Source organism: Pseudidiomarina terrestris (assembly GCF_030466375.1).
In the GTDB taxonomy this organism is placed as follows: Bacteria; Pseudomonadota; Gammaproteobacteria; order Enterobacterales; family Alteromonadaceae; genus Pseudidiomarina; species Pseudidiomarina terrestris.
The window spans coordinates 1,392,623-1,411,644 of sequence record NZ_JAGGJE010000001.1; the positions used below are offsets into that span (position 1 = coordinate 1,392,623).

At 51.7% G+C, this 19,022-nt stretch carries 24 protein-coding genes; 11 read left to right on the top strand and 13 right to left on the bottom strand.

Annotated features, from left to right (window positions below; genetic code table 11):
* Window positions 1-69 precede the first annotated feature (69 nt).
* Entirely contained in the window at window positions 70-540 is a 471-nt protein-coding gene (bcp, locus tag J6J28_RS06695) for a thioredoxin-dependent thiol peroxidase (protein ID WP_301720580.1), read from the top strand.
* Here bcp and J6J28_RS06700 read toward each other — a convergent pair.
* Window positions 537-1,634, bottom strand: a complete 1,098-nt coding sequence (locus J6J28_RS06700; protein ID WP_301720581.1) for an AI-2E family transporter — start codon at window positions 1,632-1,634, stop codon at window positions 537-539. The two genes, bcp and J6J28_RS06700, sit on opposite strands and share 4 nt — an antisense overlap.
* Window positions 1,635-1,785: 151 nt before the next feature.
* Here J6J28_RS06700 and bepA point away from each other — a divergent pair, with 151 nt between their 5' ends.
* Window positions 1,786-3,240, top strand: coding sequence for a beta-barrel assembly-enhancing protease (gene bepA / locus J6J28_RS06705; protein WP_301720583.1), 1,455 nt, complete (start codon window positions 1,786-1,788; stop codon window positions 3,238-3,240).
* On the opposite strand, the gene J6J28_RS06710 is transcribed toward bepA, so the two are convergent.
* Window positions 3,237-3,707, bottom strand: a complete 471-nt coding sequence (locus J6J28_RS06710) for a TlpA family protein disulfide reductase (protein WP_301720584.1) — start codon at window positions 3,705-3,707, stop codon at window positions 3,237-3,239. The two genes, bepA and J6J28_RS06710, sit on opposite strands and share 4 nt — an antisense overlap.
* 50 nt (window positions 3,708-3,757) lie before the next feature.
* On the opposite strand from J6J28_RS06710, the gene arsC reads away from it, so the two are divergent.
* Genes arsC through J6J28_RS06725 form a run of 3 tightly spaced genes read left to right on the top strand, consistent with a single transcriptional unit; the run spans window position 3,758 to window position 5,094 of the window.
* Window positions 3,758-4,108, top strand: a complete 351-nt coding sequence (arsC, locus tag J6J28_RS06715; RefSeq protein ID WP_301720585.1) for an arsenate reductase (glutaredoxin) — start codon at window positions 3,758-3,760, stop codon at window positions 4,106-4,108.
* A gap of 27 nt (window positions 4,109-4,135) precedes the next feature.
* The gene (gene wrbA, locus J6J28_RS06720) at window positions 4,136-4,696 is read left to right on the top strand and encodes an NAD(P)H:quinone oxidoreductase (RefSeq protein ID WP_301720816.1); all 561 of its coding nucleotides are present in this window, start codon (window positions 4,136-4,138) and stop codon (window positions 4,694-4,696) included.
* A gap of 8 nt (window positions 4,697-4,704) precedes the next feature.
* Window positions 4,705-5,094 (top strand): DUF2069 domain-containing protein, encoded by a 390-nt coding sequence (locus J6J28_RS06725; RefSeq protein ID WP_301720586.1) that lies wholly within the window; start codon window positions 4,705-4,707, stop codon window positions 5,092-5,094.
* Here the strand turns inward: J6J28_RS06725 and hda are convergent.
* Window positions 5,087-5,779: a DnaA regulatory inactivator Hda gene (gene hda / locus J6J28_RS06730; protein ID WP_301720587.1), complete on the bottom strand. Its 693-nt coding sequence runs from the start codon at window positions 5,777-5,779 to the stop codon at window positions 5,087-5,089. The two genes, J6J28_RS06725 and hda, sit on opposite strands and share 8 nt — an antisense overlap.
* Window positions 5,776-6,825: a DUF2066 domain-containing protein gene (locus J6J28_RS06735; RefSeq protein WP_301720588.1), complete on the bottom strand. Its 1,050-nt coding sequence runs from the start codon at window positions 6,823-6,825 to the stop codon at window positions 5,776-5,778. The genes hda and J6J28_RS06735 overlap by 4 nt, the downstream gene beginning before the upstream one ends.
* 170 nt (window positions 6,826-6,995) lie before the next feature.
* Here J6J28_RS06735 and J6J28_RS06740 point away from each other — a divergent pair, with 170 nt between their 5' ends.
* A complete protein-coding gene (locus J6J28_RS06740; RefSeq protein WP_301720589.1) occupies window positions 6,996-8,306 on the top strand; it encodes an MFS transporter in 1,311 nt (436 codons plus the stop codon).
* On the opposite strand, the gene pgm is transcribed toward J6J28_RS06740, so the two are convergent.
* Complete coding sequence (pgm, locus tag J6J28_RS06745) at window positions 8,303-9,940, bottom strand: phosphoglucomutase (alpha-D-glucose-1,6-bisphosphate-dependent) (protein WP_301720590.1); 1,638 nt, start codon at window positions 9,938-9,940, stop codon at window positions 8,303-8,305. The genes J6J28_RS06740 and pgm overlap by 4 nt on opposite strands.
* Window positions 9,940-10,449, bottom strand: a complete 510-nt coding sequence (locus tag J6J28_RS06750; RefSeq protein WP_301720591.1) for a replication initiation regulator SeqA — start codon at window positions 10,447-10,449, stop codon at window positions 9,940-9,942. The genes pgm and J6J28_RS06750 overlap by 1 nt, the downstream gene beginning before the upstream one ends.
* An 84-nt stretch (window positions 10,450-10,533) precedes the next feature.
* Between J6J28_RS06750 and J6J28_RS06755 the strand changes: the two genes are divergently transcribed.
* The 4 genes from J6J28_RS06755 to fur all read left to right on the top strand — a co-directional run bounded on the left by J6J28_RS06755 (window position 10,534) and on the right by fur (window position 12,678).
* Window positions 10,534-11,325, top strand: a complete 792-nt coding sequence (locus tag J6J28_RS06755) for an alpha/beta fold hydrolase (RefSeq protein ID WP_301720592.1) — start codon at window positions 10,534-10,536, stop codon at window positions 11,323-11,325.
* Window positions 11,326-11,379: 54 nt separating this feature from the next.
* The gene (locus tag J6J28_RS06760; protein ID WP_301720593.1) at window positions 11,380-11,595 is read left to right on the top strand and encodes a DUF2788 domain-containing protein; all 216 of its coding nucleotides are present in this window, start codon (window positions 11,380-11,382) and stop codon (window positions 11,593-11,595) included.
* A 40-nt stretch (window positions 11,596-11,635) separates the two neighbouring features.
* Window positions 11,636-12,160 carry a flavodoxin FldA gene (gene fldA / locus J6J28_RS06765; RefSeq protein ID WP_301720594.1) on the top strand — a complete coding sequence of 175 codons (525 nt, stop codon included), beginning with the start codon at window positions 11,636-11,638 and terminating at the stop codon, window positions 12,158-12,160.
* A gap of 71 nt (window positions 12,161-12,231) precedes the next feature.
* On the top strand, window positions 12,232-12,678 hold the full coding sequence (gene fur, locus J6J28_RS06770) for a ferric iron uptake transcriptional regulator (RefSeq protein ID WP_301720595.1): 447 nt from the start codon (window positions 12,232-12,234) through the stop codon (window positions 12,676-12,678).
* Here fur and J6J28_RS06775 read toward each other — a convergent pair.
* Together J6J28_RS06775 and J6J28_RS06780 are read right to left on the bottom strand one after the other, a co-directional pair.
* Window positions 12,675-12,908, bottom strand: coding sequence for a putative signal transducing protein (locus tag J6J28_RS06775; RefSeq protein ID WP_301720596.1), 234 nt, complete (start codon window positions 12,906-12,908; stop codon window positions 12,675-12,677). The genes fur and J6J28_RS06775 overlap by 4 nt on opposite strands.
* A 9-nt stretch (window positions 12,909-12,917) precedes the next feature.
* Window positions 12,918-13,592, bottom strand: a complete 675-nt coding sequence (locus J6J28_RS06780) for a Fe2+-dependent dioxygenase (RefSeq protein WP_301720598.1) — start codon at window positions 13,590-13,592, stop codon at window positions 12,918-12,920.
* Between the two features lie 84 nt (window positions 13,593-13,676).
* On the opposite strand from J6J28_RS06780, the gene J6J28_RS06785 reads away from it, so the two are divergent.
* Entirely contained in the window at window positions 13,677-14,480 is an 804-nt protein-coding gene (locus tag J6J28_RS06785) for a hypothetical protein (protein WP_301720599.1), read from the top strand.
* 22 nt (window positions 14,481-14,502) lie between these two features.
* Here J6J28_RS06785 and glnS read toward each other — a convergent pair whose 3' ends face one another.
* The 5 genes from glnS to J6J28_RS06810 form a co-directional block, all read right to left on the bottom strand.
* Complete coding sequence (glnS, locus tag J6J28_RS06790; RefSeq protein WP_301720600.1) at window positions 14,503-16,164, bottom strand: glutamine--tRNA ligase; 1,662 nt, start codon at window positions 16,162-16,164, stop codon at window positions 14,503-14,505.
* A 92-nt stretch (window positions 16,165-16,256) separates the two neighbouring features.
* Window positions 16,257-17,198 (bottom strand): 5-oxoprolinase subunit C family protein, encoded by a 942-nt coding sequence (locus J6J28_RS06795; protein ID WP_301720601.1) that lies wholly within the window; start codon window positions 17,196-17,198, stop codon window positions 16,257-16,259.
* On the bottom strand, window positions 17,191-17,877 hold the full coding sequence (gene pxpB / locus J6J28_RS06800) for a 5-oxoprolinase subunit PxpB (protein WP_301720602.1): 687 nt from the start codon (window positions 17,875-17,877) through the stop codon (window positions 17,191-17,193). Before pxpB ends, J6J28_RS06795 begins: the two co-directional genes overlap by 8 nt.
* Window positions 17,874-18,611, bottom strand: coding sequence for a 5-oxoprolinase subunit PxpA (locus J6J28_RS06805; protein WP_301720603.1), 738 nt, complete (start codon window positions 18,609-18,611; stop codon window positions 17,874-17,876). Before J6J28_RS06805 ends, pxpB begins: the two co-directional genes overlap by 4 nt.
* Before the next feature lie 2 nt (window positions 18,612-18,613).
* A complete protein-coding gene (locus J6J28_RS06810; RefSeq protein ID WP_301720604.1) occupies window positions 18,614-19,021 on the bottom strand; it encodes a hypothetical protein in 408 nt (135 codons plus the stop codon).
* Window position 19,022 lies beyond the last annotated feature (1 nt).

A 19,022-nucleotide genomic window follows, 5' to 3' on the forward strand; every position in this document is an offset into this window, starting at 1 on the left:
TAAGCATTTTGTTTGCTTAAGATAAGCGCCAGCATTCACTATTCTACCTGCAATCGTACGAGGATAATTATGAACATGTTAAAAGTTGGAGATAAAGCACCACAGTTTACCCTACGTGATGCCAATGAACAGCAGGTCGCACTTACGGATTTATTAAAAAAAGGCAAAGTTCTGGTCTACTTCTATCCAAAAGCCATGACGCCTGGCTGCACTGTGCAGGCACAACAGTTACGGGACCATCAGCAAGAGCTGGAAAAACATGACGTGGTGACGGTTGGGATTAGTCCCGATGCGCCCAAGCGTCTGGCCAAATTCACCGAACGGGATGAGATCAACTTTACCCTGTTAAGCGACGAAGACCATGCAGTAGCGGATGCGTTTGGTGTCTGGGGGCCGAAGAAGTTTATGGGCCGCGAATATGACGGCATCCACCGTACCAGCTTCTTGATTAATCAGGACGGTACGGTAGCAGAAGTGTTTGATAAGTTTAAAACCAAAGACCACCATCAGGTGGTCCTCGATAAGCTCGCAGAAAGTTAATTCTTACTGAGTGGCGCCGGTGGATCCTCTGCAGCAGGTGAAACCGGCGTAGGCGTCGACAGTGCCGTAATTACCGCCTTCACCAGACTCGCCAGTGGAATTGCAAAGAAGACTCCCCAGAAGCCCCATAACCCACCAAAAATCAGCACCGCAGCAATGATGTACACGGGATTGAGACTCACCGCCTCCGAAAACAGCAGTGGCACTAATAAATTACCATCAAGCGCCTGAATAATCAGATAAGTGATCATGACATAGGCAAACATTGCGCTCCAGCCAAATTGAAACAATCCGACCAACGCCACCGGTAAGGTCACCACTGCGGCACCGATATAGGGGATGAGTACCGAGAAGCCAACAAGGACTGCCAACAGCGCGGCGTAACGTAAATCGAATAAGGCAAAACCGATGTAAGTAATACCGCCTACAATCACGACTTCAATCGCCTTGCCGCGGATGTAATTCATGATCTGCAGATTCATTTCATCACTGACTTGCGAAATGAGGCGCCGGTTTGCTGGTAATGACCGGCTTAAATGCCCCAGTAACTCGCGTTTATCCTTGAGCATAAAAAACACCAGCAGTGGCACCACGATGAGGTAAATCAGCAGTGCCATGATACCAATCAAGCGGCTCAACGACTGACTGATAAGGGTTTCCCCAAAGGCGATGGCGCGCTGGTTAATGGTATCCATCATCTGATGAATATTGGTTTCGCTAATGTAACCGGGAAACAATTCCGGCAGCTGATTCAGTAATTTTCTGACTTCACTGAACATCTCCGGCAATTCGCTCACTAAGGCGACACTCTGCTGCCAGATCACGGGCACTAAAAACAAAATGAGCAGAACGTTTAATGCGATAAACAGGGTGAAGACGATAACCGCTGCCAGGGTATGGCCAAACCCCATATTTTGCAGTCGCTGCACCGGCCAGTCCAGCAGGTAGGCAAGTGCGACCGCGACCAAAATCGGCGCCAACAAGTTACCAAAAAATAAAATCAGTAAGAACAGCGCTGCAATAAGCAAAAATAACGTAATTGCATCTGGATCAGAGAACTTGCGTTGGTACCAGGCTTTCAAATAGTCCCACATTGCGCTGAAATCTCCGTAGATTTACTCAAATAAGTTGCTGAACCACATGATAGCTGTGTTCCAACGCTTTATACAATTTAAACTATTCAAAAGCGGGAACCTTTTACCTATAGTAAACTCTATCAAGAAGCCGTAGTTGCTAGGGAAGTTTATGTTGTATTCGTTGTTGTCGCGTTGTGCGGCCTTGACCATCGGTTTGCTGTTTGCGTTGTCAGTGTCAACTGCCGCTGCCCAACAAACCCGTTTACCTGATATCGGTACCGCCGGCGGCGCGGTGATGTCTATCGACCGCGAGCTTGCCATCGGTGATATGTACATGCGGCAGATCCGAGCGTCTGCGCCTGTGGTCGGCGATCCAGTGCTCAATGCCTATCTACACGATGTCGGGACCCGACTGGTCCGCAATACCAGCGATGTCAATTTTCCCTTCAAGTTTTTTTGGGTCAATCAAGATCAGATTAATGCCTTCGCATTCTTTGGCGGTCATATCGGTATGAATACCGGGTTAATTGCGGAAACCCGCAATGAGTCAGAGTTTGCCTCGGTTCTTGCCCATGAAATCGCGCACGTCTCACAACGACACATTGTGCGTAACATGGATGCCATGGAGCGCAGCGGCCCCGCCGCTATTGCCACTATGTTGGGCTCTATCCTGTTAGGCATTGTCAATCCGGAGTTGGGCATGGCTGCAATTTCAGCAAGCATGGCCGGGATGCAACAACGCAGTATTAATTACACCCGATTATTTGAACAAGAGGCTGACCGTATCGGGATTGACATCCTCGCGCAATCAGGCTTCGACCCCATGGGCGCCCCGGATTTTTTCGGTCGCCTCGCAGAAAAATACCGTTATGCGAGTAAGCCGCCAGAAATGCTGCTTACGCACCCGCTGAGCGAGTCAAGGATCGCTGACACCCGTATACGAGCTGAGCGCTTAAAGCAAAACATGGAAGTGCGCCGCAACGAGCTCAGTTACTGGCTGGCAAAATATCGGGTGCTGACGCGGCATATTGGCCGCTACAACGAAACTGCTGCGCGCAACGACATGCAAAGTTCAAACCCAGACATCGCCACCGCCGCGCAATATGGTCTTGCCATCCTGTTGCTTGACTCTGACCAACCGCAACAGGCCGCTGAGGCACTTGCGCCGCTGCTGGAAAAAGCACCTTATAATACGTTTTATCTGGATGTGCAGACCGACATATTGCTAGCGCAACAACGCTTTGATGAAGCTCTGACAATGCTGGAACAGGCTTATCAGCGCATGCCTAACGAACGCACCGTCACCATCAACTTTGCCAATGCTGCCATGCAAGCCGGGCAACTGGATCTGGCGATTAAATTGCTTCGTGACTTCCTGATACGGGAGTCCACCAATACCGTTGCCATGTCACTATTGGTCGACGCATACCGGCGCCGCGGTGACACCAGTAATATGCATGAAGCCCGGGCCGAGTTGCTGGCACTGCATGGTCAGTTTGATCAGGCCATTAACAGCCTGCACAATGCCCATGCGCAAAGCTCGACCACCCTGGAGCAGCGCCGCCTTCAAGCGCGCATCGAACAGCTGATGGCAATGCAACGGCAATTGGAAAAGCTGGGCTAACCGTCAGCTTCGTCAGCACCTATGGCCCGTAACAAGCTGGCTTCAGTTTGTTCGCCCAGTAGCGGACCTTTGACCTCACCCTCCGGGGTGATCACATAGGTGGCAGGTAACATGGTCGGTGCCGGAAACGGCAAATTCGCCGGCGGCTCGTTCAGAATTAATGGAAACTCAATTGCATAGTCGTCGCGCAGTTGCGCCAACTGAGCATTATCCAGACCATCAAAACTTACCCCAAAGAGCTTCACTTGCTGACCATAGTCAGCATAAAAAGCATTCAGTTCAGGTAACTCACGCAAACAAGGGGCGCACCACTCGGCGAAGTAGTTCACAATCACATAATCACCCTGTAAATCCTGCCAGCGATGTTGCTGTCCCTGATTAGTATGAAAATCTGGCGCTGGACTACATGCCGCCAAAACCAGCGCCACCAGCGAGATACGAACAACTGACAAAAATCGACAACACATACTGATTCCCTTATGCTATCTCTTAATCGAGTATTTTGAAGGAAGTTAGCATGTCTGAAGTTAGCATTTATCACAACCCTCGTTGTTCCAAAAGCCGTCAAACTCTGGCGTTACTTGAAGATAAAGGCATCAAGCCGCAGGTTATCGAATATTTGAAAGAGCCGCTCACTGCGGAGGATATTCAAGGCCTGTTACGTAAACTGGGATTCGTCTCGGCTCGCGAGCTCATGCGCTCCAAAGAAGAGGCCTACAAAGAGCTAAACCTCAAAGACGAGGAGGATGAAAGCAAACTGATTGAAGCCATGTTAAGCCATCCAAAACTCATCGAACGACCGATTGTAGTCAAAGGTTCGAAAGCACGTTTAGGCCGCCCACCAGAAGCCGTTGAGGAGATCCTTTAAGTGCGCAGCAGCGAACAGCCAACCATCATGATTTTGTACTACAGCCGCAATGGCAGCACACAGCAACTCGCTGATGCCATCGCCAATGGCGTGCGCAAAGCCGGCGCTGAGCCCTTGCTGCGCACTATAGCCAGCGATGACGATGCTGCCAGTGCCCGGGACCTGGCGCTTTCCACTGCAGAGCTGCAGGACTGCGACGCTCTGATCATGGGCAGTCCAACCCGCTTCGGTCATATGCATAGCGGTTTACAGAAGTTCTGGGAGCAAACCTCACGAGAGTGGCTGCGTGGCGCTTTGGTGGACAAGCCAGCGGCCGTCTTTACCTCGAGTAGTTCGATGCATGGTGGCCAGGAAAGCACTTTGCTTTCAATGCTGGTGCCCCTGCTCCATCACGGGATGATGGTCCTTGGCATTCCCTATACTGAGCCGGGCCTGCAGCAAACCACCTCAGGCGGTACCCCTTATGGAGCCTCTCATGTTGAGCATGCAGCCGGCTCACGCCTTAGTCAGCACGAATTGGCCCTGGCAGAAGAACTTGGCGCCCGGGTCGCCAAAGCCGCTTTTGGTCTGCGCACCAACCAGCACTAGAGGAATTTATGACGAAAGAGATCCGCACCTACCGCTGGCTTGCACTTAGCAGTTACTTTGCCTTGTTTGCTTGTGTTCTGCTGTGGCAGTTTGCCACTGGTTACAGCGAGCAGTCAGTCCTTTTCCGCACCCTGTTCTGGGTCGTGCCGCTACTTTTTCCTATGTACGGAATGGTGAAGGGCAAGCCTTACACTCACGCCTGGGCAAACTTTATTCTGATGTGGTATTTCCTGCACAGCCTGACGATGCTTTATGTCGCACCCGAGCAACGTTTCTGGGCCGGTACCGAACTTATTCTGACAACCCTGGCCTTTGCTGGTTGCACCCTTTATGCCCGTCATCAGGGGCGCGCTCTGGGACTGGGACTAAAAAAGCTAAAAGACGAGAAGACTAAATAGCCAGAACAGCTTTTACGAAAGGGATGGTCAGTTTGCGTTGTGCTGCGATCGATGCATGATCTAAACGTTCAAGGCAATGGATCAGGCTGACCAGATCCCGTCCCAGACGCTGCACCATAAATTGCGCAGCATCATCACGTAACTCAAGCCCCATCGCATGCGCCCTGACCTGCAGCGCTTTAACTTTGTCATCATCGGTCAAACTGTGCAATTGCACCACAACGCCCCAACTTAGCCGCGACTGTACATCGGGATAGGCTGCAGCGAGTTGCGCTGGCGAACTGCAAGCGGTCACCAGCACCCGACTCGGGCGGTGCTGGTCTCTGACGCGATTGAGTAGCGCAAACAGCTCAAAACACCAGTTTTCATCCGCGATGACCGCATCAATATCATCCAGACAAAGCCATGGGTAGACTTCCAACCCACGCAGTACCTGCGCAGCGACAGTGTCGCGCAGCTCGGCCAGAGGCAGGTACATGACTTGCTCCTGAGCGGCGGCGCAGGTTGCATGCAGCAGATGGCTTTTACCGACCCCCTGCCGTCCCCAAAGATAAACCAGTGACGCGTCGGAGCTATGCTCGCCGCGGGCCAGCTTAATGGCTTCCTCATTGGGCCCGGCCACCAGCGTGGCAAAGGTTTCATTGGCTGGTAGCTGCACATTTAGTGGTAACTGCTGCAACGTCATTGCTGGTTAATCCACCTGTATTCGGCATTGGTTTGCGTCGCCAGCGGCTGCAATTGCTTACTCAGGTCAATGGCCTGACGAATTCGGGCGGGATCGGTTTGCATGGTTAGCTCAAACCGCGCTGTATGGTTGCCGTACCCCAATAGCTGAACATTGATAATAGCTGGCAGACTTTGCAACAGTTGCTCGGCTGCAACCGTTGTCTCCAGATCGGTAAGGTTCTCAATGGTCACCTGCCAGCGATTGATAACGTCTGATTGGCTGCCAATACGATAGCGTTGTGCAAGTTGCTCAGTGACGGCACTGACCACTTCCGCTCCCAGGACACTATGGTCCATTGCGGTCACTTCACCACTCCAGCGCAACTCACCTAACGTCAGGGTCCAGTCCGCCATCCACTTGTCTTCGATACCGGCACTGGGATCGGTTTGGTAGACGCGCGCAATAATTACACCATCAGGGCTATAACGCGTACTGACAAAATCAATGGTATCCATGAATCGGGCCCAGACATCAATGACCGAAACCGTCATGGTATCGTTCAGATCAAGCAACGGCAGTTGCACTGGTAAACCGCGTAAACGCGCTGCTTTTTGCATTTGCTGCACAATAATAGCTTCGCTATCCGATGCCATGACTTTGCGTGAGAGATCCTGATCCTCAACCACCAGCCACATCAGCAAACGCGGCCGGACATTACTCCAAATTCCCGAGCCGGCGTCCTGGATCAGTCGATCCACTTGCGGGCGGTCGAATTGTGCCCATAACCACAGCTGTTCATCTTGCTGATAGCCGTACTGCACCAGTAAGTTACGCACATCCCGCAGGGCTTGCTGCACCGCGGGATGGTCCATGACCGAGGTGTCTCCGGTTAATTTTAACAAGGTTGCCTGCAGAGCTTCCTGCAATGCAGCCGTGCGCTCACTCGCTGACTGGCTGCTGACCTGGACGCGGTGTTGATAAAGATCGGTGACCTCTACCGCAGCCTGAAGTGGCAGCGAACTTCCCCAAATTACGAACCACACAATGATAATAAGTCGCTGCATAACTGCCTCAATTTCTCATTCTTTGCACATCATAAACAGCCCGGCAGGTCCGGGCAAGTAACAAGCTGTGGATAACCACTTGGCGTTTCAGAAATTAATCATCCATGCTACACTTTCAGCCGATTTTCAGCCCATTTTACCCCATGCTTGGGATCGCAAGGATTTAGGTCATGCTCAAACAACAGCTACGCGCGATTAGCTCCCTACTCACCAGTATCACGCTCATCGGCATTTGCGTAGGCATGACCAGTACCTTGCTGAGTTTACGCGCAACCATCGAGAATTTCGGCACGCTGACCACCGGTATTGTGATGTCGGCGTACTTTATCGGATTTTTATTCGGCACCACCCGCGCCCCGAAAGATATTCGCCGGGTGGGCTATATTCGCGCCTTTGGCGGCCTGGCCGCGCTCGCTGCGGCATCCATTTTGATTCAGGCCATCTGGATTGACCCCACGGTCTGGTTCATCATGCGCTTCATTACCGGGTTTGCCATCTCAGCAATTTTTGTCATTGTTGAGAGTTGGTTAAATACCATGGCAGACAACAAAAACCGAGGCACTTTACTCTCTGTTTACTTAGTTTTGATATACGGCGGTCTGGTCGCCGGTCAATTACTGCTTGGGGTAGCCGACCCGGCCGGATTCATGGCCTTTGCTCTGGTGGCATTGCTCATCAACCTGGCGCTGATTCCAATCCTCATCAGCGTAACCGTTGAGCCCACCACCCATGAACCGAAGAAAGTGCCGATCCGCAGCCTGATTAAACTGGTACCGCTGGGCATCTTTAATGCCTTTATTATGCAGGCCTGCTATTCGATGTTTTACGGTATTGGTCCAATGTACGCCATTTACATCGGCTTGAGCATCACCCAGGTCACGCTCTTTATGGCGTCCTTCATCCTCGGGGGCATGCTCGCTCAGGCGCCTATAGGCTTGTTATCAGATCGATTCGACCGCCGCGTCATCATGGCCGCCTGCGCGGGTCTTGGTGCGGTCATGGCGCTGGTACTCTCGCAACTCGGAGCTTCGCTGGTCTGGTTGATTTATCTCTGTGTGGGCTTGTTTGGTGCTTGTGTACTGCCACTGTATTCACTGGGCATGGCGCATACCAACGACTATCTGGAGAAAGATCAAATGATTGGTGCCACCGGCGCCATCATTAAAGTAGGCGGTATTGGCTCCATCATCGGCGCTCCTGCGGTCGCAGCCTTAATGCAGTTTGGTGCCGTAGATTACTTCTTCCTGCTGATTATGGCGCTCAGCCTGATGGTCTGCTTCTACTCGCTCTACCGCATCACCCGCCGCGCCCGTGCCGAGGATCAGTTGAGCAGCAGTTATGCGATGCTTGGCCCGTCACAAACTTCGGACGAGCTCCTTACCACGTTGGTTGACGAGCATGAGTATCAGGCAGAACAATTGGCTGAGGCGGAACAGGAAAGCCAGGATAACGCGGCACAGAAGCCAGGCTCACCTGTTTAGGTGAGCCATTGCTGAACCAGCGTCTGCGCTTCTTCGGCAAGTTGCGTCAGGTGTTCATCACTGACGAAGCTTTCGCAGTAAATCTTATAAATGGGTTCAGTGCCTGAGGGCCGCGCTGCAAACCAGCCATTACTGGTCGTGACTTTTACCCCACCAATTAACGCACTATTACCCGGCGCTTTGGTCATTACCTCGACGACGGCATCGCCTGCCAGCTCATTTAATTTCAGTTTGTAGCCCCGAATACCAGCGAAAGCTGCATTCAATTCAGGCGTCGACGCCACATCCAGACGACGGTAATAACTGGTGCCATGTTCAGCGCAAAGTTGCTGATAGTAATCGCTCAGGTTTGCGCCTGTCACAGCAACAATCTCCGCCGCCAAAAGTGCCAGAATAATACCGTCTTTGTCGGTACTCCAGGGGTGTCCCTGGCGATCGACAAAGGTTGCTCCGGCGCTCTCTTCACCGGCAAAGGCGATGGTGCCATCGCGCAAACCAGGGGCAAACCATTTAAAACCGACCGGCATTTCCAGCAACGGACGTTCATGCTGTGCCACAACCTTATCGATTAACGCACTGGAGACCAGCGTTTTGCCAAACGCCAGCTGTCGCGACCAGCCACGATGACGGCACAGGTAGTCAATCGCAATCGCCAGGTAGTGATTAGGATTCAGCAAGCCCTGTTTAGGGCAGACAATGCCGTGCCGGTCGTAGTCAGGATCATTCCCGACAGCGACGGCGTAATTGTCTTTTAATTCCAGTAGAGTGGCCATCGCATAAGGCGAAGAGCAATCCATGCGGATCTTGCCATCCTTATCAAGACTCATAAACCGAAAACTAGGGTCGATCTCGGCGTGATAAACATCTATCTCGAGGTTGTAATGCTCGGCAATCAACTGCCAGTAACTGGCGCCGGCACCGCCCATTGCATCCACCCCGATCTTTAAGTTGGCCTTACGGATGGCCTCAATATCGATCACTTGCTCAAGTTCAGCAATGTACTGGGCACGCCAGTCAACTTGTCGCAACAACTGACTGGCTCGGGCCTCAGCATAACTGACCGCATTCACTCCTAACAGATCTGACGACAGTAAGGCGTTGGCATATTTTTCAATAACTTTGGTCGCATCACTGCCTGCCGGGCCACCATGGGGTGGGTTGTATTTAAAACCACCATCGGTGGGTGGATTATGCGAAGGTGTGATCACCACACCGTCAGCCAGGCCTTCACTGCGGTCCTTGTTGTAGGCCAGTATGGCATGACTTATCACAGGCGTTGGTGTGTAACCATCATCGGTTTGAATGTGCACTTCAATGCCATTACCGATAAACACCTCAAGAGCTGTCATATAGGCAGCTTCGGACAGTGCGTGGGTATCGCGCCCCAGCAACAAGGGGCCGGTAATCCCCTGCTCTTCACGATAGGCAACCAGCGCTTGGCTAATGGCCAGGATATGCGCCTCGTTAAACGAGTTCTGCAACGAGCAGCCGCGATGACCAGAAGTACCAAACTGGACTTGTTGTGCGCGCTGGCGTGGATCGACCTCATTGACGAAATAGGCACTTACCAGCTGCGCGATATTGGTCAGATCTTCAGGAAGAGCCGGTTGTCCGGCACGTGGATGCAAAGCCATTACAAAAAGTCCCTTATTTTTTCCGCTTGCTTTTGATCATAGCCCAATTCCAGCGCGACCTGATTTAGCATCGATTTTTTACGGGTGGTATTGTTGTTGGTCACCACGTAAAAGTCCGAGTTTGGGATCTGCTTAGGATTGGTACTGGTACCGCTCGCTTCTAACTCAGCGGCGCTGCGTGAGAAGTACTGGCGGTCCCGACCGCTGATTTGCAGTACCTTTGGAAACATTTCCGGGTGGCATTTATGCAACATCCCCAGAATATACAGGAAACGTGCCACCACGCTGCGCTGACCGGCAAGATCAGCACTGGTCATGGAGTCAAAAATGGTGCGTCCATGGGCTTTTTCAGCCACCGGCGGCTCAGCTTCTGCACCGGTTGGCAATGCGCCACTTTGATCCAGGCCCAGTAAGCGGCGTAGGATAGACGAGGCACTTTCACCAATGTGTTGGGTGTGGCTCGCGATATGGCGGTAGATGTCGTCGTCGATTTCAATCCGTTTGGTCATGCGCTGTTCACTTCTTTTTAGGTTTATAGCTCACGTTATGCACGCTATTATACCCAACGGCTCACAGGGGTACAGGAAATCAATATGTCAGATGCACAACAGAACTTGGTAAACTACGAAATCATGGGCAGCAAAGGCCCCACGGTACTGCTTATTCACGGTTTATTCGGTGATCTGGATAATTTAAAACGACTGGGACGCGAGCTTGAGTCGGATTATCGCGTGGTCGCCATGGACTGTCGCAATCATGGTGACTCTTTTCACAGCGAAACCATGACCTACGCGGCAATGGCTGACGATGTCAAACGCCTGGTCGATGAACTCGGCTTGCAAAAAATCAGTCTGGTCGGCCATTCTATGGGCGGCAAACTGGCGATGGAGTTCGCACTGACCTATCCGGACCTGGTGCAAAGTCTGATCGTTGCGGACGTCGCTCCGGTAGCCTACGACGCGCGCCATCGGCACATTCTCGACGTCCTTGAAGCCATAGAGCTGGAGCAGGTCAGTAACCGTAAAGAGGCAGATGCACAACTTGCTGAACACATTGATGACCGCGGCGTACGACAATTTTTGCTGAAAAACCTTCAGCGCGAAAACGAACAGTATCAGTGGCGACTGAATTTGCCGGTGATTGACCGCTGTTACAGTGAAATTTCTGCCGGTGTGCGCGACGGCGAGTTTGCCGGCCCGGTACTTTTTATCAAGGGCGGGGACTCCAACTACCTCACTGAAGCCCACCGCGATGCTGTCACGGCGCGGTTCAGCGATGTTGATATTAAGATTATTGAAGGCACCGGACATTGGCTGCATGCTGAAAAGCCACGAATTTTTAACCGGCTGGTACGCGCCTTTCTGGAGCAACATTCTCGCACCTAGTGCCCGTGCGTGTTATAATTGCCCCCTAATTTTGGCTGAACTGGTGGTGCTGTTATGTTGTCAGAGCATTATGAAACCATTGAGATTCTTGGCACGAACATTGCCATAGCAATACTCTTTATTCTCATTGGTCTCGCCATACAGGACGTACTGAATAAAAGTAAGGTTCCTAAGTTTGGTCGCTGGTTTGTATGGTTGGTGTTGTTCCTTGGCTGCGCCGGCTTTATCGCTAAAGGTATCATTCAGGTAATTTGGGAAGCTGGAATTTAACCAGCCCTCGGTTCATTTCAATTAAGGTAGTAGTACAACTATGGCTAGTGTTGGAATTTTCTTCGGTAGCGATACAGGTAATACCGAAGCTGTTGCACAAATGATTCAAAAAGATTTGGGTAAAAATCTGATCGATGTCTTTGATATTGCTAAATCAAGCAAGGAAGACATCGCCAGCTACGACTTGCTGTTATTCGGTATTCCGACATGGTATTACGGTGAGGCCCAGTGCGATTGGGATGACTTTTTCCCTGAGCTTGAAGAAATCGACTTCAATAACAAGCTTATCGCTATCTTTGGCTGTGGTGATCAGGAAGACTATGCCGAATACTTTCTTGATGCTATGGGCACTGTGCGTGATATCGTTGAAGCGCGCGGCGGTATTATTATCGGCCATTGGCCTACGGCCGGCTATCAGTTTGAAGCGTCACGGGCGCTGGTCGACGATGAACACTTCATCGGCTTGGGCATTGACGAAGATCGTCAGCCCGAACTAACCAAAGAACGTGTGCAACAGTGGTGTGCACAATTACGCGATGAGATGGCACTCGACCAATTAGCTTAATTGGTCGTTCCCTTTCCCCCCGAATTTTGCCTATAATGGCGGCAAGCACAACAACGAGAAAGTGAATTCTAATGAGCAGCAACGGCGAACAACAACTTAAAAAAGCAGGGCTGAAGGTCACCTCTCCGCGCGTCAAAATCCTTGAGATTTTAAAGAATCCAGACAACCAGCACATCAGTGCAGAAGATGTGTACAAAATCCTGCTGGAGAAAAATGAAGAAATTGGTTTAGCTACCGTCTACCGCGTACTGAACCAGTTCGACGACGCCGGTATCGTGACCCGTCATCATTTTGAAGGTGGCCGCTCAGTATTTGAGCTGAGTGCGAAAGATCACCATGACCATCTTGTTTGCCTGACCTGCGGCCATGTATTTGAGTTTGAAGATGACGTGATTGAAGATCGTCAGCTAAAGGTGGCCAAAGCGAACAACATTACCCTCACCAACCATAGTCTCTACTTATACGGTGAGTGTAAAACTCCGGATAATTGTGAGCATAATATTGCAGACGCTGACTAATCAGCGTCTGTGATAGCGAACTCACCGCGTTCGTAACGCTCAACCAGAGCTAGCGCCTGGCCGCTGTCATCGTCGGCAACCCAGAGTTTAGCAAATCCCGATGCGGCAAGATCGCCCACTGCGCCTTGCAGGTAAAAACCTCCGCTATGGCAGCTGATCCCCTGACTTTCCAGTAATCCTTTCACCAACTCGGCTTCAACGACATTCTCAGCTTGATAGATGCATTGCATCGCAATTCCTCAACGCTTGGCCCAGCGCCTTAACAGGTTGTTGTAGCTTTTACTTAAGCGGTCAAACTGTACCGACTTACCGTGGGTTTGGAATTCATGTTGTAATGCCTGAAAGAGGTCAAAACAAATCTCCCGTTCCTGCACGTCCGGCAACATACTCTCTATCCAACCGACCATAGCATGACGGGTACCTGAAGTAACGGCATTCACCCGATGTAAAAAATGACTTGGGTAAAGTAATAATTCGCCCTCATCAAGCCGCCAGGAGCGCTCGCCTGAGCTATCTTCAATCACCAGTTCGCCGCCCTCATAGTCAGCCAGAGGCGTCAGACCCAGCGTAAAGGAAATGTCGGTGCGAATGGGCCTGGCGCTGTCACCGCTGCGTTTCATCATTAACGCATCGTCCATATGAGTGCCATAACTCTGCCCCGGCTGATAGCGATTAATCATGGTATTGACGAACTCCGCGGGTCGAGCCGCCTGTTGCAATACTTCATGTTTTTGCAGCCGCCCCAAAACAAAGTCAATGAGCGGATGCGGAGCCCGTAACTGTTGATTTTGCTTGACTTCTTTGGCCGCCCAGCCCGCACTCTCGCGACCGTCGGCAAAGGTTTCAGCAGCAAGCTTGTCACGAATAACCGATAAGGTTGCTGTGTCTATTAGGTTTTGAATATGTAAGATCATGATCAGGGCTATTGAGAATGAATCTCATTTGTGGAATTATGGGCAGTATAACGAATCTAGCCCGACCTACGCAATGAAGAAGGTATGAGTATGAACGAAAAGCGCAAAGTCTGGCTTGCTGTTGGAGCCGCCCTGGTGGGCAGCTCCACGTTGCAGGCTGACGAATTAAAAGTTACCGCACATGAGCATCATAGCATGAGCATCATCGCGCCGTTTGAAGGCGGTGGTGAAGGCGAAGGTGAAGGCTCAGGTGCGGTGGATTTACGTATCAACGACAGTGCTTATCTGGCACAACTTGGCTTGATCCGTGGTCATCTGTACGTAGGCAAAAAACTCTATGACCAGGGCCACCTGGCCATGGCAAAAACGCATATGAAGCATCCTGAAGATGAGCTGTATACCGCTCTTGTTCCTGCATTTCAGGCGCGTAATGTGGCCGGTTTCGAAGCTGAACTGACCGCGTTAGCGAATGCCGTTAATGACGAGCAAGGCGATGCCGCTGTCAATAACGCCTACGATGGCCTGGTGGCCGCCATTACCGCAGCTGAACAGATCCCGCAGAAGTCCGTGAAAAGTGTCTTGATGAGTTTAAGTACCATGCTGTTAACCGCCGCTGCAGAGTATGATATCGGCGTCAAACAAGGCACTGTCGTAAACGTACATGAGTTTCAGGATGCCTATGGCTTTACCCAAATGGCCAAGGCACGTATCAACGAGCTTACGGCTACCCAGCGGGCCGGCAATACTGCGGCAATTGAAGAAGTAAACAAGATTTTAGCCAAACTGCCTGAGTTATGGCCAACGATCACGCCTACCGGTGAAGTCGAAGGCGATTCAGGACCTTTGTATGGTGCTGCGGCACGGATTGAACTGGCGACCTTAAATTAATAAGGCCGCCAACCGGCGAGGCTTAGGCCTCGTCGTTCCATGTATCCCGTAAACCAACGGTCTGGTTAAAAACCAGCTGTTTTGCAGAACTGTCCTGATTATCTGCACAGAAGTAACCAATTCGTTCAAACTGGAACGGCTGCTCAGCTTTAGCAGTCGCCATCCCCGGCTCCACATACCCCTGTTTGACCACCAGGCTGTCTGGATTCAAGGTACTGAAGAAATCTTCCTCAGCGGCTGGATTTGGCACCTGGAATAAACGGTCATAGAGACGAAACTCAGCAGGTTTTGCATGCTCTGCCGCCACCCAGTGGATAACGCCTTTCACTTTACGACCATCTGCTGGATCCTTGCCTAAGGTGTCCGGATCGTAGGTGCAGAAGATGGTAGTGATGTTACCGTCTGCATCTTTTTCAACCCGCTCTGCTTTGACAACATAGGCGTTGCGTAAGCGCACTTCTTTATCGAGCACCAGGCGTTTGTATTTTTTGTTCGCAGACTCACGGAAATCTTCACGTTCGATATAAATCTCACGAGCAAAGGGTAATTCACGCGTACCCATGCTGTCATCGTTCGGATGATTCGGTGCCTGGAGTTGTTCTACCTCACCTTCCGGGTAGTTTTCAATCACCAGCCGGACCGGATCAATGACCGCCATCGCCCGCGGTGCGCCATGGTTGAGTTCATCACGGATACAGGCTTCGAGCATGCTCATTTCCACCTGATTATCCATTTTCGTCACGCCAATACGGTGGCAGAACTCGCGCACTGAGCTGGGCGTGTAACCGCGGCGGCGCATACCAGCAATGGTCGGCATACGTGGATCATCCCAACCACTGACTTTACCTTCTTCAACCAGTAAATGCAGTTTGCGTTTGCTCATCACAGTGTACTGAAGATTCAGTCGCGAAAATTCGATCTGCTGAGGGTGGCAGTCAATACTGATATTATCCAGAACCCAGTCGTAAAGACGACGGTTGTCCTGGAATTCAAGGGTGCAAAGTGAGTGGGTAATGCCTTCTAACGCATCTGAAATACAGTGCGTAAAGTCGTACATCGGGTACACACACCACTTATCACCCGTCTGATGATGGTGGGCAAAGCGGACCCGATAAATAACAGGATCCCGCAACACCATAAAGGGTGAGCTCATGTCGATTTTGGCGCGCAGAGCGGCAGTGCCCTCTTCGTATTTACCGGCCGTCATATCTGCGAAATGCTTCAGATTTTCTTCAACTGAGGTATCGCGATAAGGGCTGTTCACGCCAGGCTCTTTCAGGGTACCGCGCATCTCGCGCATCGCTTCCTGAGTGGAGAAATCCACATAAGCCAGGCCTTTTTCAATCAGCTCAACGGCAAAGCCATGTAACTGATCAAAATAATTTGATGAATAACGTGGCTTACCTTCCCAGTCGTAACCTAACCAACGCACATCCTCCTGGATAGAATTTACGAAATCCACTTTCTCTTTAAGCGGATTGGTATCATCAAAACGTAGGTTACAGGTGCCCTGATAGTCTTCGGCAATACCAAAGTTCAAGACGATGGATTTGGCGTGGCCAATGTGCAAAAAGCCATTGGGTTCAGGCGGGAACCGCGTGTGAACCTGGCTGTGCTTACCACTGGCAAGATCTTTATCGATGATCTGACGAATAAAGTTACTACGAGGCGCGTCGGCTGCCATGGAATTTACTTCTCCAAACATCAAAAAATGAGCGCTATGATCGCAGTTTATGATGCAGCTGGCAAGGCTTGCACGCGGCCGCGGCAAAGCATTTAGCGCATCACGTTAAAAAATCGCCAAACTTGCCTGAGTTCACGTTGCGCTTCGGCAAGTTCCAACCAGCGGAACTGGAATTTTCGACCGGCCGGTAACTGCGCCAGAATGCTTCTGGCGGTCCAGCTTAACACTCCGATTTTCGGATAGCCGCCCAAGGTCTGATGATCATTCATCATCACAATCGGCTGCCCGTCAGCGGGCACCTGCACGCTGCCCATAGGCAATGGTTCGGAGATCATACTGGCAGGAACCTGCGGCAACGGTTGTTGCCCTTGCAGGCGCACCCCCATGCGGTCCTGCTTGTTTGTGACCTGATAGGTTTGTCCAACCAGCAACTCCCGGGCCGCAGAGCTAAATTGCTGGATTTGCCCGGCTGGGATCAGGTCAAGCACTGGACGACTGGGAATGGCCGTCACCACAGAGCTGCTGGGCCGTCGGCTTTCCAGCGTTTTCGCAAGCCCCGCCTCAGCCGCCAGCACATCACCTTTTGCCAGCGGCTTGCCCTGCTGCTGTAACCCGCCGAGGCCATCGCGCACTACAGTCGCCACACTCCCCAGCACTGGCTCAGCACGGAAGCCGCCACTTACCGCCAGATAACTGCGCAGACCGGAATCATTGTGACCAACACTCAGTGTATCCCCCGCTTGCGCCTGATACACACGCCAGCTTTTAATGGAATTCCCGTTCAGGCTAAGCGGAAATTCAGCACCCGTGACCACAAACAGTGTCGCATGACGAAATTTCGCTTTGAACTGACCCAGAGTAATTTCGATCTGCGCGGCATTATAAGAGTTACCTAATAAGCGGTTGGCCCACAAAAATGCGCGCTCATCCATGGGTCCTCCCTCAGTGACACCCTGCGCCTGATGGCCAAACCGACCGAAGTCCTGTAGCGTCGCCAATAAACCAGGTTGGGTAATTTCCAGTACCTCAGTCATACTGCTGCTCCGCATCGGCGCATAAACGCTCATAGTCTTGCCGGGTGATAGCCTTAAAGCGGACGGTATCTCCTGCTTGCAGCTCGGGCCAGGCTGCCGCACGGCCTATCAGTTGCCAACCACCTGGTGAGGTACGCGGGTAAATCGCAGTTTGCTGTTCGGCAATAGCCACGCTGCCACGCGGCACCTTCTGTCGGGGAGTCGCATGGCGCGGCAGCCGCAGCCGCTCATCAACATCGCCAAGGTAAGCAAAGCCCGGCGCAAAACCAAGTGTATAGACGTGGTAGGTGGGCGCTGTATGCAAGCGCACAACGTCGTCGACCGAACCCTTCAGATGCTCTGCTACGGTCTCTAAATCAGCAGCAAGCTCAGGGTCGTAGCACACCTCGATAACATGATGCTGAGCATCCAGCTGCGTTGTTTCATCGGTTTTCATGAGCTCGTCAATCACCGGCTTCAACGCCCGCTTGACCTGCGCTTCATTGCACTCCAGCACATCGTAATAGAGCAGCAAACTACGGTAACTTGGCACCACTTCTCTGAGCCAGTCAGGCTGCTGCTGGCGCAAACGCGTGGCAAGTTGATGCACCTTCGCGTTGATCTGTAGATCGATGTGCGGGGCAAACTGAATCATCAGCGCATCCACAGCAGCGGTTTGAAATTGCCAGTTCATCGTCATAGGTTTTCGCGGATAGCTTTTACTGCGGCTAAAGCTTGCGGATTATCGCCGTGTACGCATAGCGTATCCGCCGCTAACCACAGTTCAGTGCCGTCATGAGATTGAATGGATTGGCCGGTGGCAAACGCCAGTGCCTGGCTGACAATCGACTCATGATCAAGCAACACTGCGCCTTCAAAATTACGCGCCCGCAACTCACCGTTAGCCTCATAACGCCGATCAGCGAAGGCTTCAAATAACAGCGGAACTTCGTATTTGGCAGCAATATCTGTTTCCGTCTCACGATGGATTTTCGCCAGCGTCATTAGCGCCAATGGCTCAGCACGTCCGCGATTGAACGCCTGCAGCGTACACACCACAGCTTCGAATAACTTGCTGTCCACCTGCATGGCATTATAAAGCGCGCCATGAGGTTTCACGTAACTTAGCGGAACCTGCTCCGCACGACAGATAGCGTCGAGTGAGCCCAGCTGATACAACAGCATGGCCTGCAGCTCATCGTCACTGAAACTCATCGCACGACGACCGAAACCATGTCTGTCCGGGTAACTCGGATGCGCGCCAATCAACACCTGGTGTTGCTTTGCCAGCCGCACGGTATTTTGCATAATGGCGTAGTCACCCGCATGAAAACCACAGGCAATATTGGCCCGATCAATGAAAGGCATTACCGCGGCATCATCACCCATGCGCCAGACGCCGTAGCCTTCACCTAAATCACAATTGAGATCCATACTCAGGGTTCTTTTTTCTCGTCGCCAGGTTCACTTTGCTTATGCGCAGCAAACCGGGCATAGCTATAAACAAATAAATACAGTCCGAGGCCTACGGCGGTGATCATCAGCGGTGGCAATAGCAGGCCGCCCTGTTGATGGGCTGCATACACAGCAGCAGCACCCGTTAGCCCCAAAGTGATCAGCGAAGCAGCAATAAAAGTAAGAGGTTCGAGCCATTTCTGCAACTGCTGCAGGCCGATCAAGTTAACCAATGCCCCCAGAATCAAGCCCCACGCAAGGGGCACGCCGAGCTTATACCAGCTAAGCTGATAATCAACCACAGCAGCCCAAAGCTGTTCGGCGCTCGCATTATAAAACATCAGACCGACTAAGCCAGCCAATATAATTAACCGTTTGGTGAGCGACATG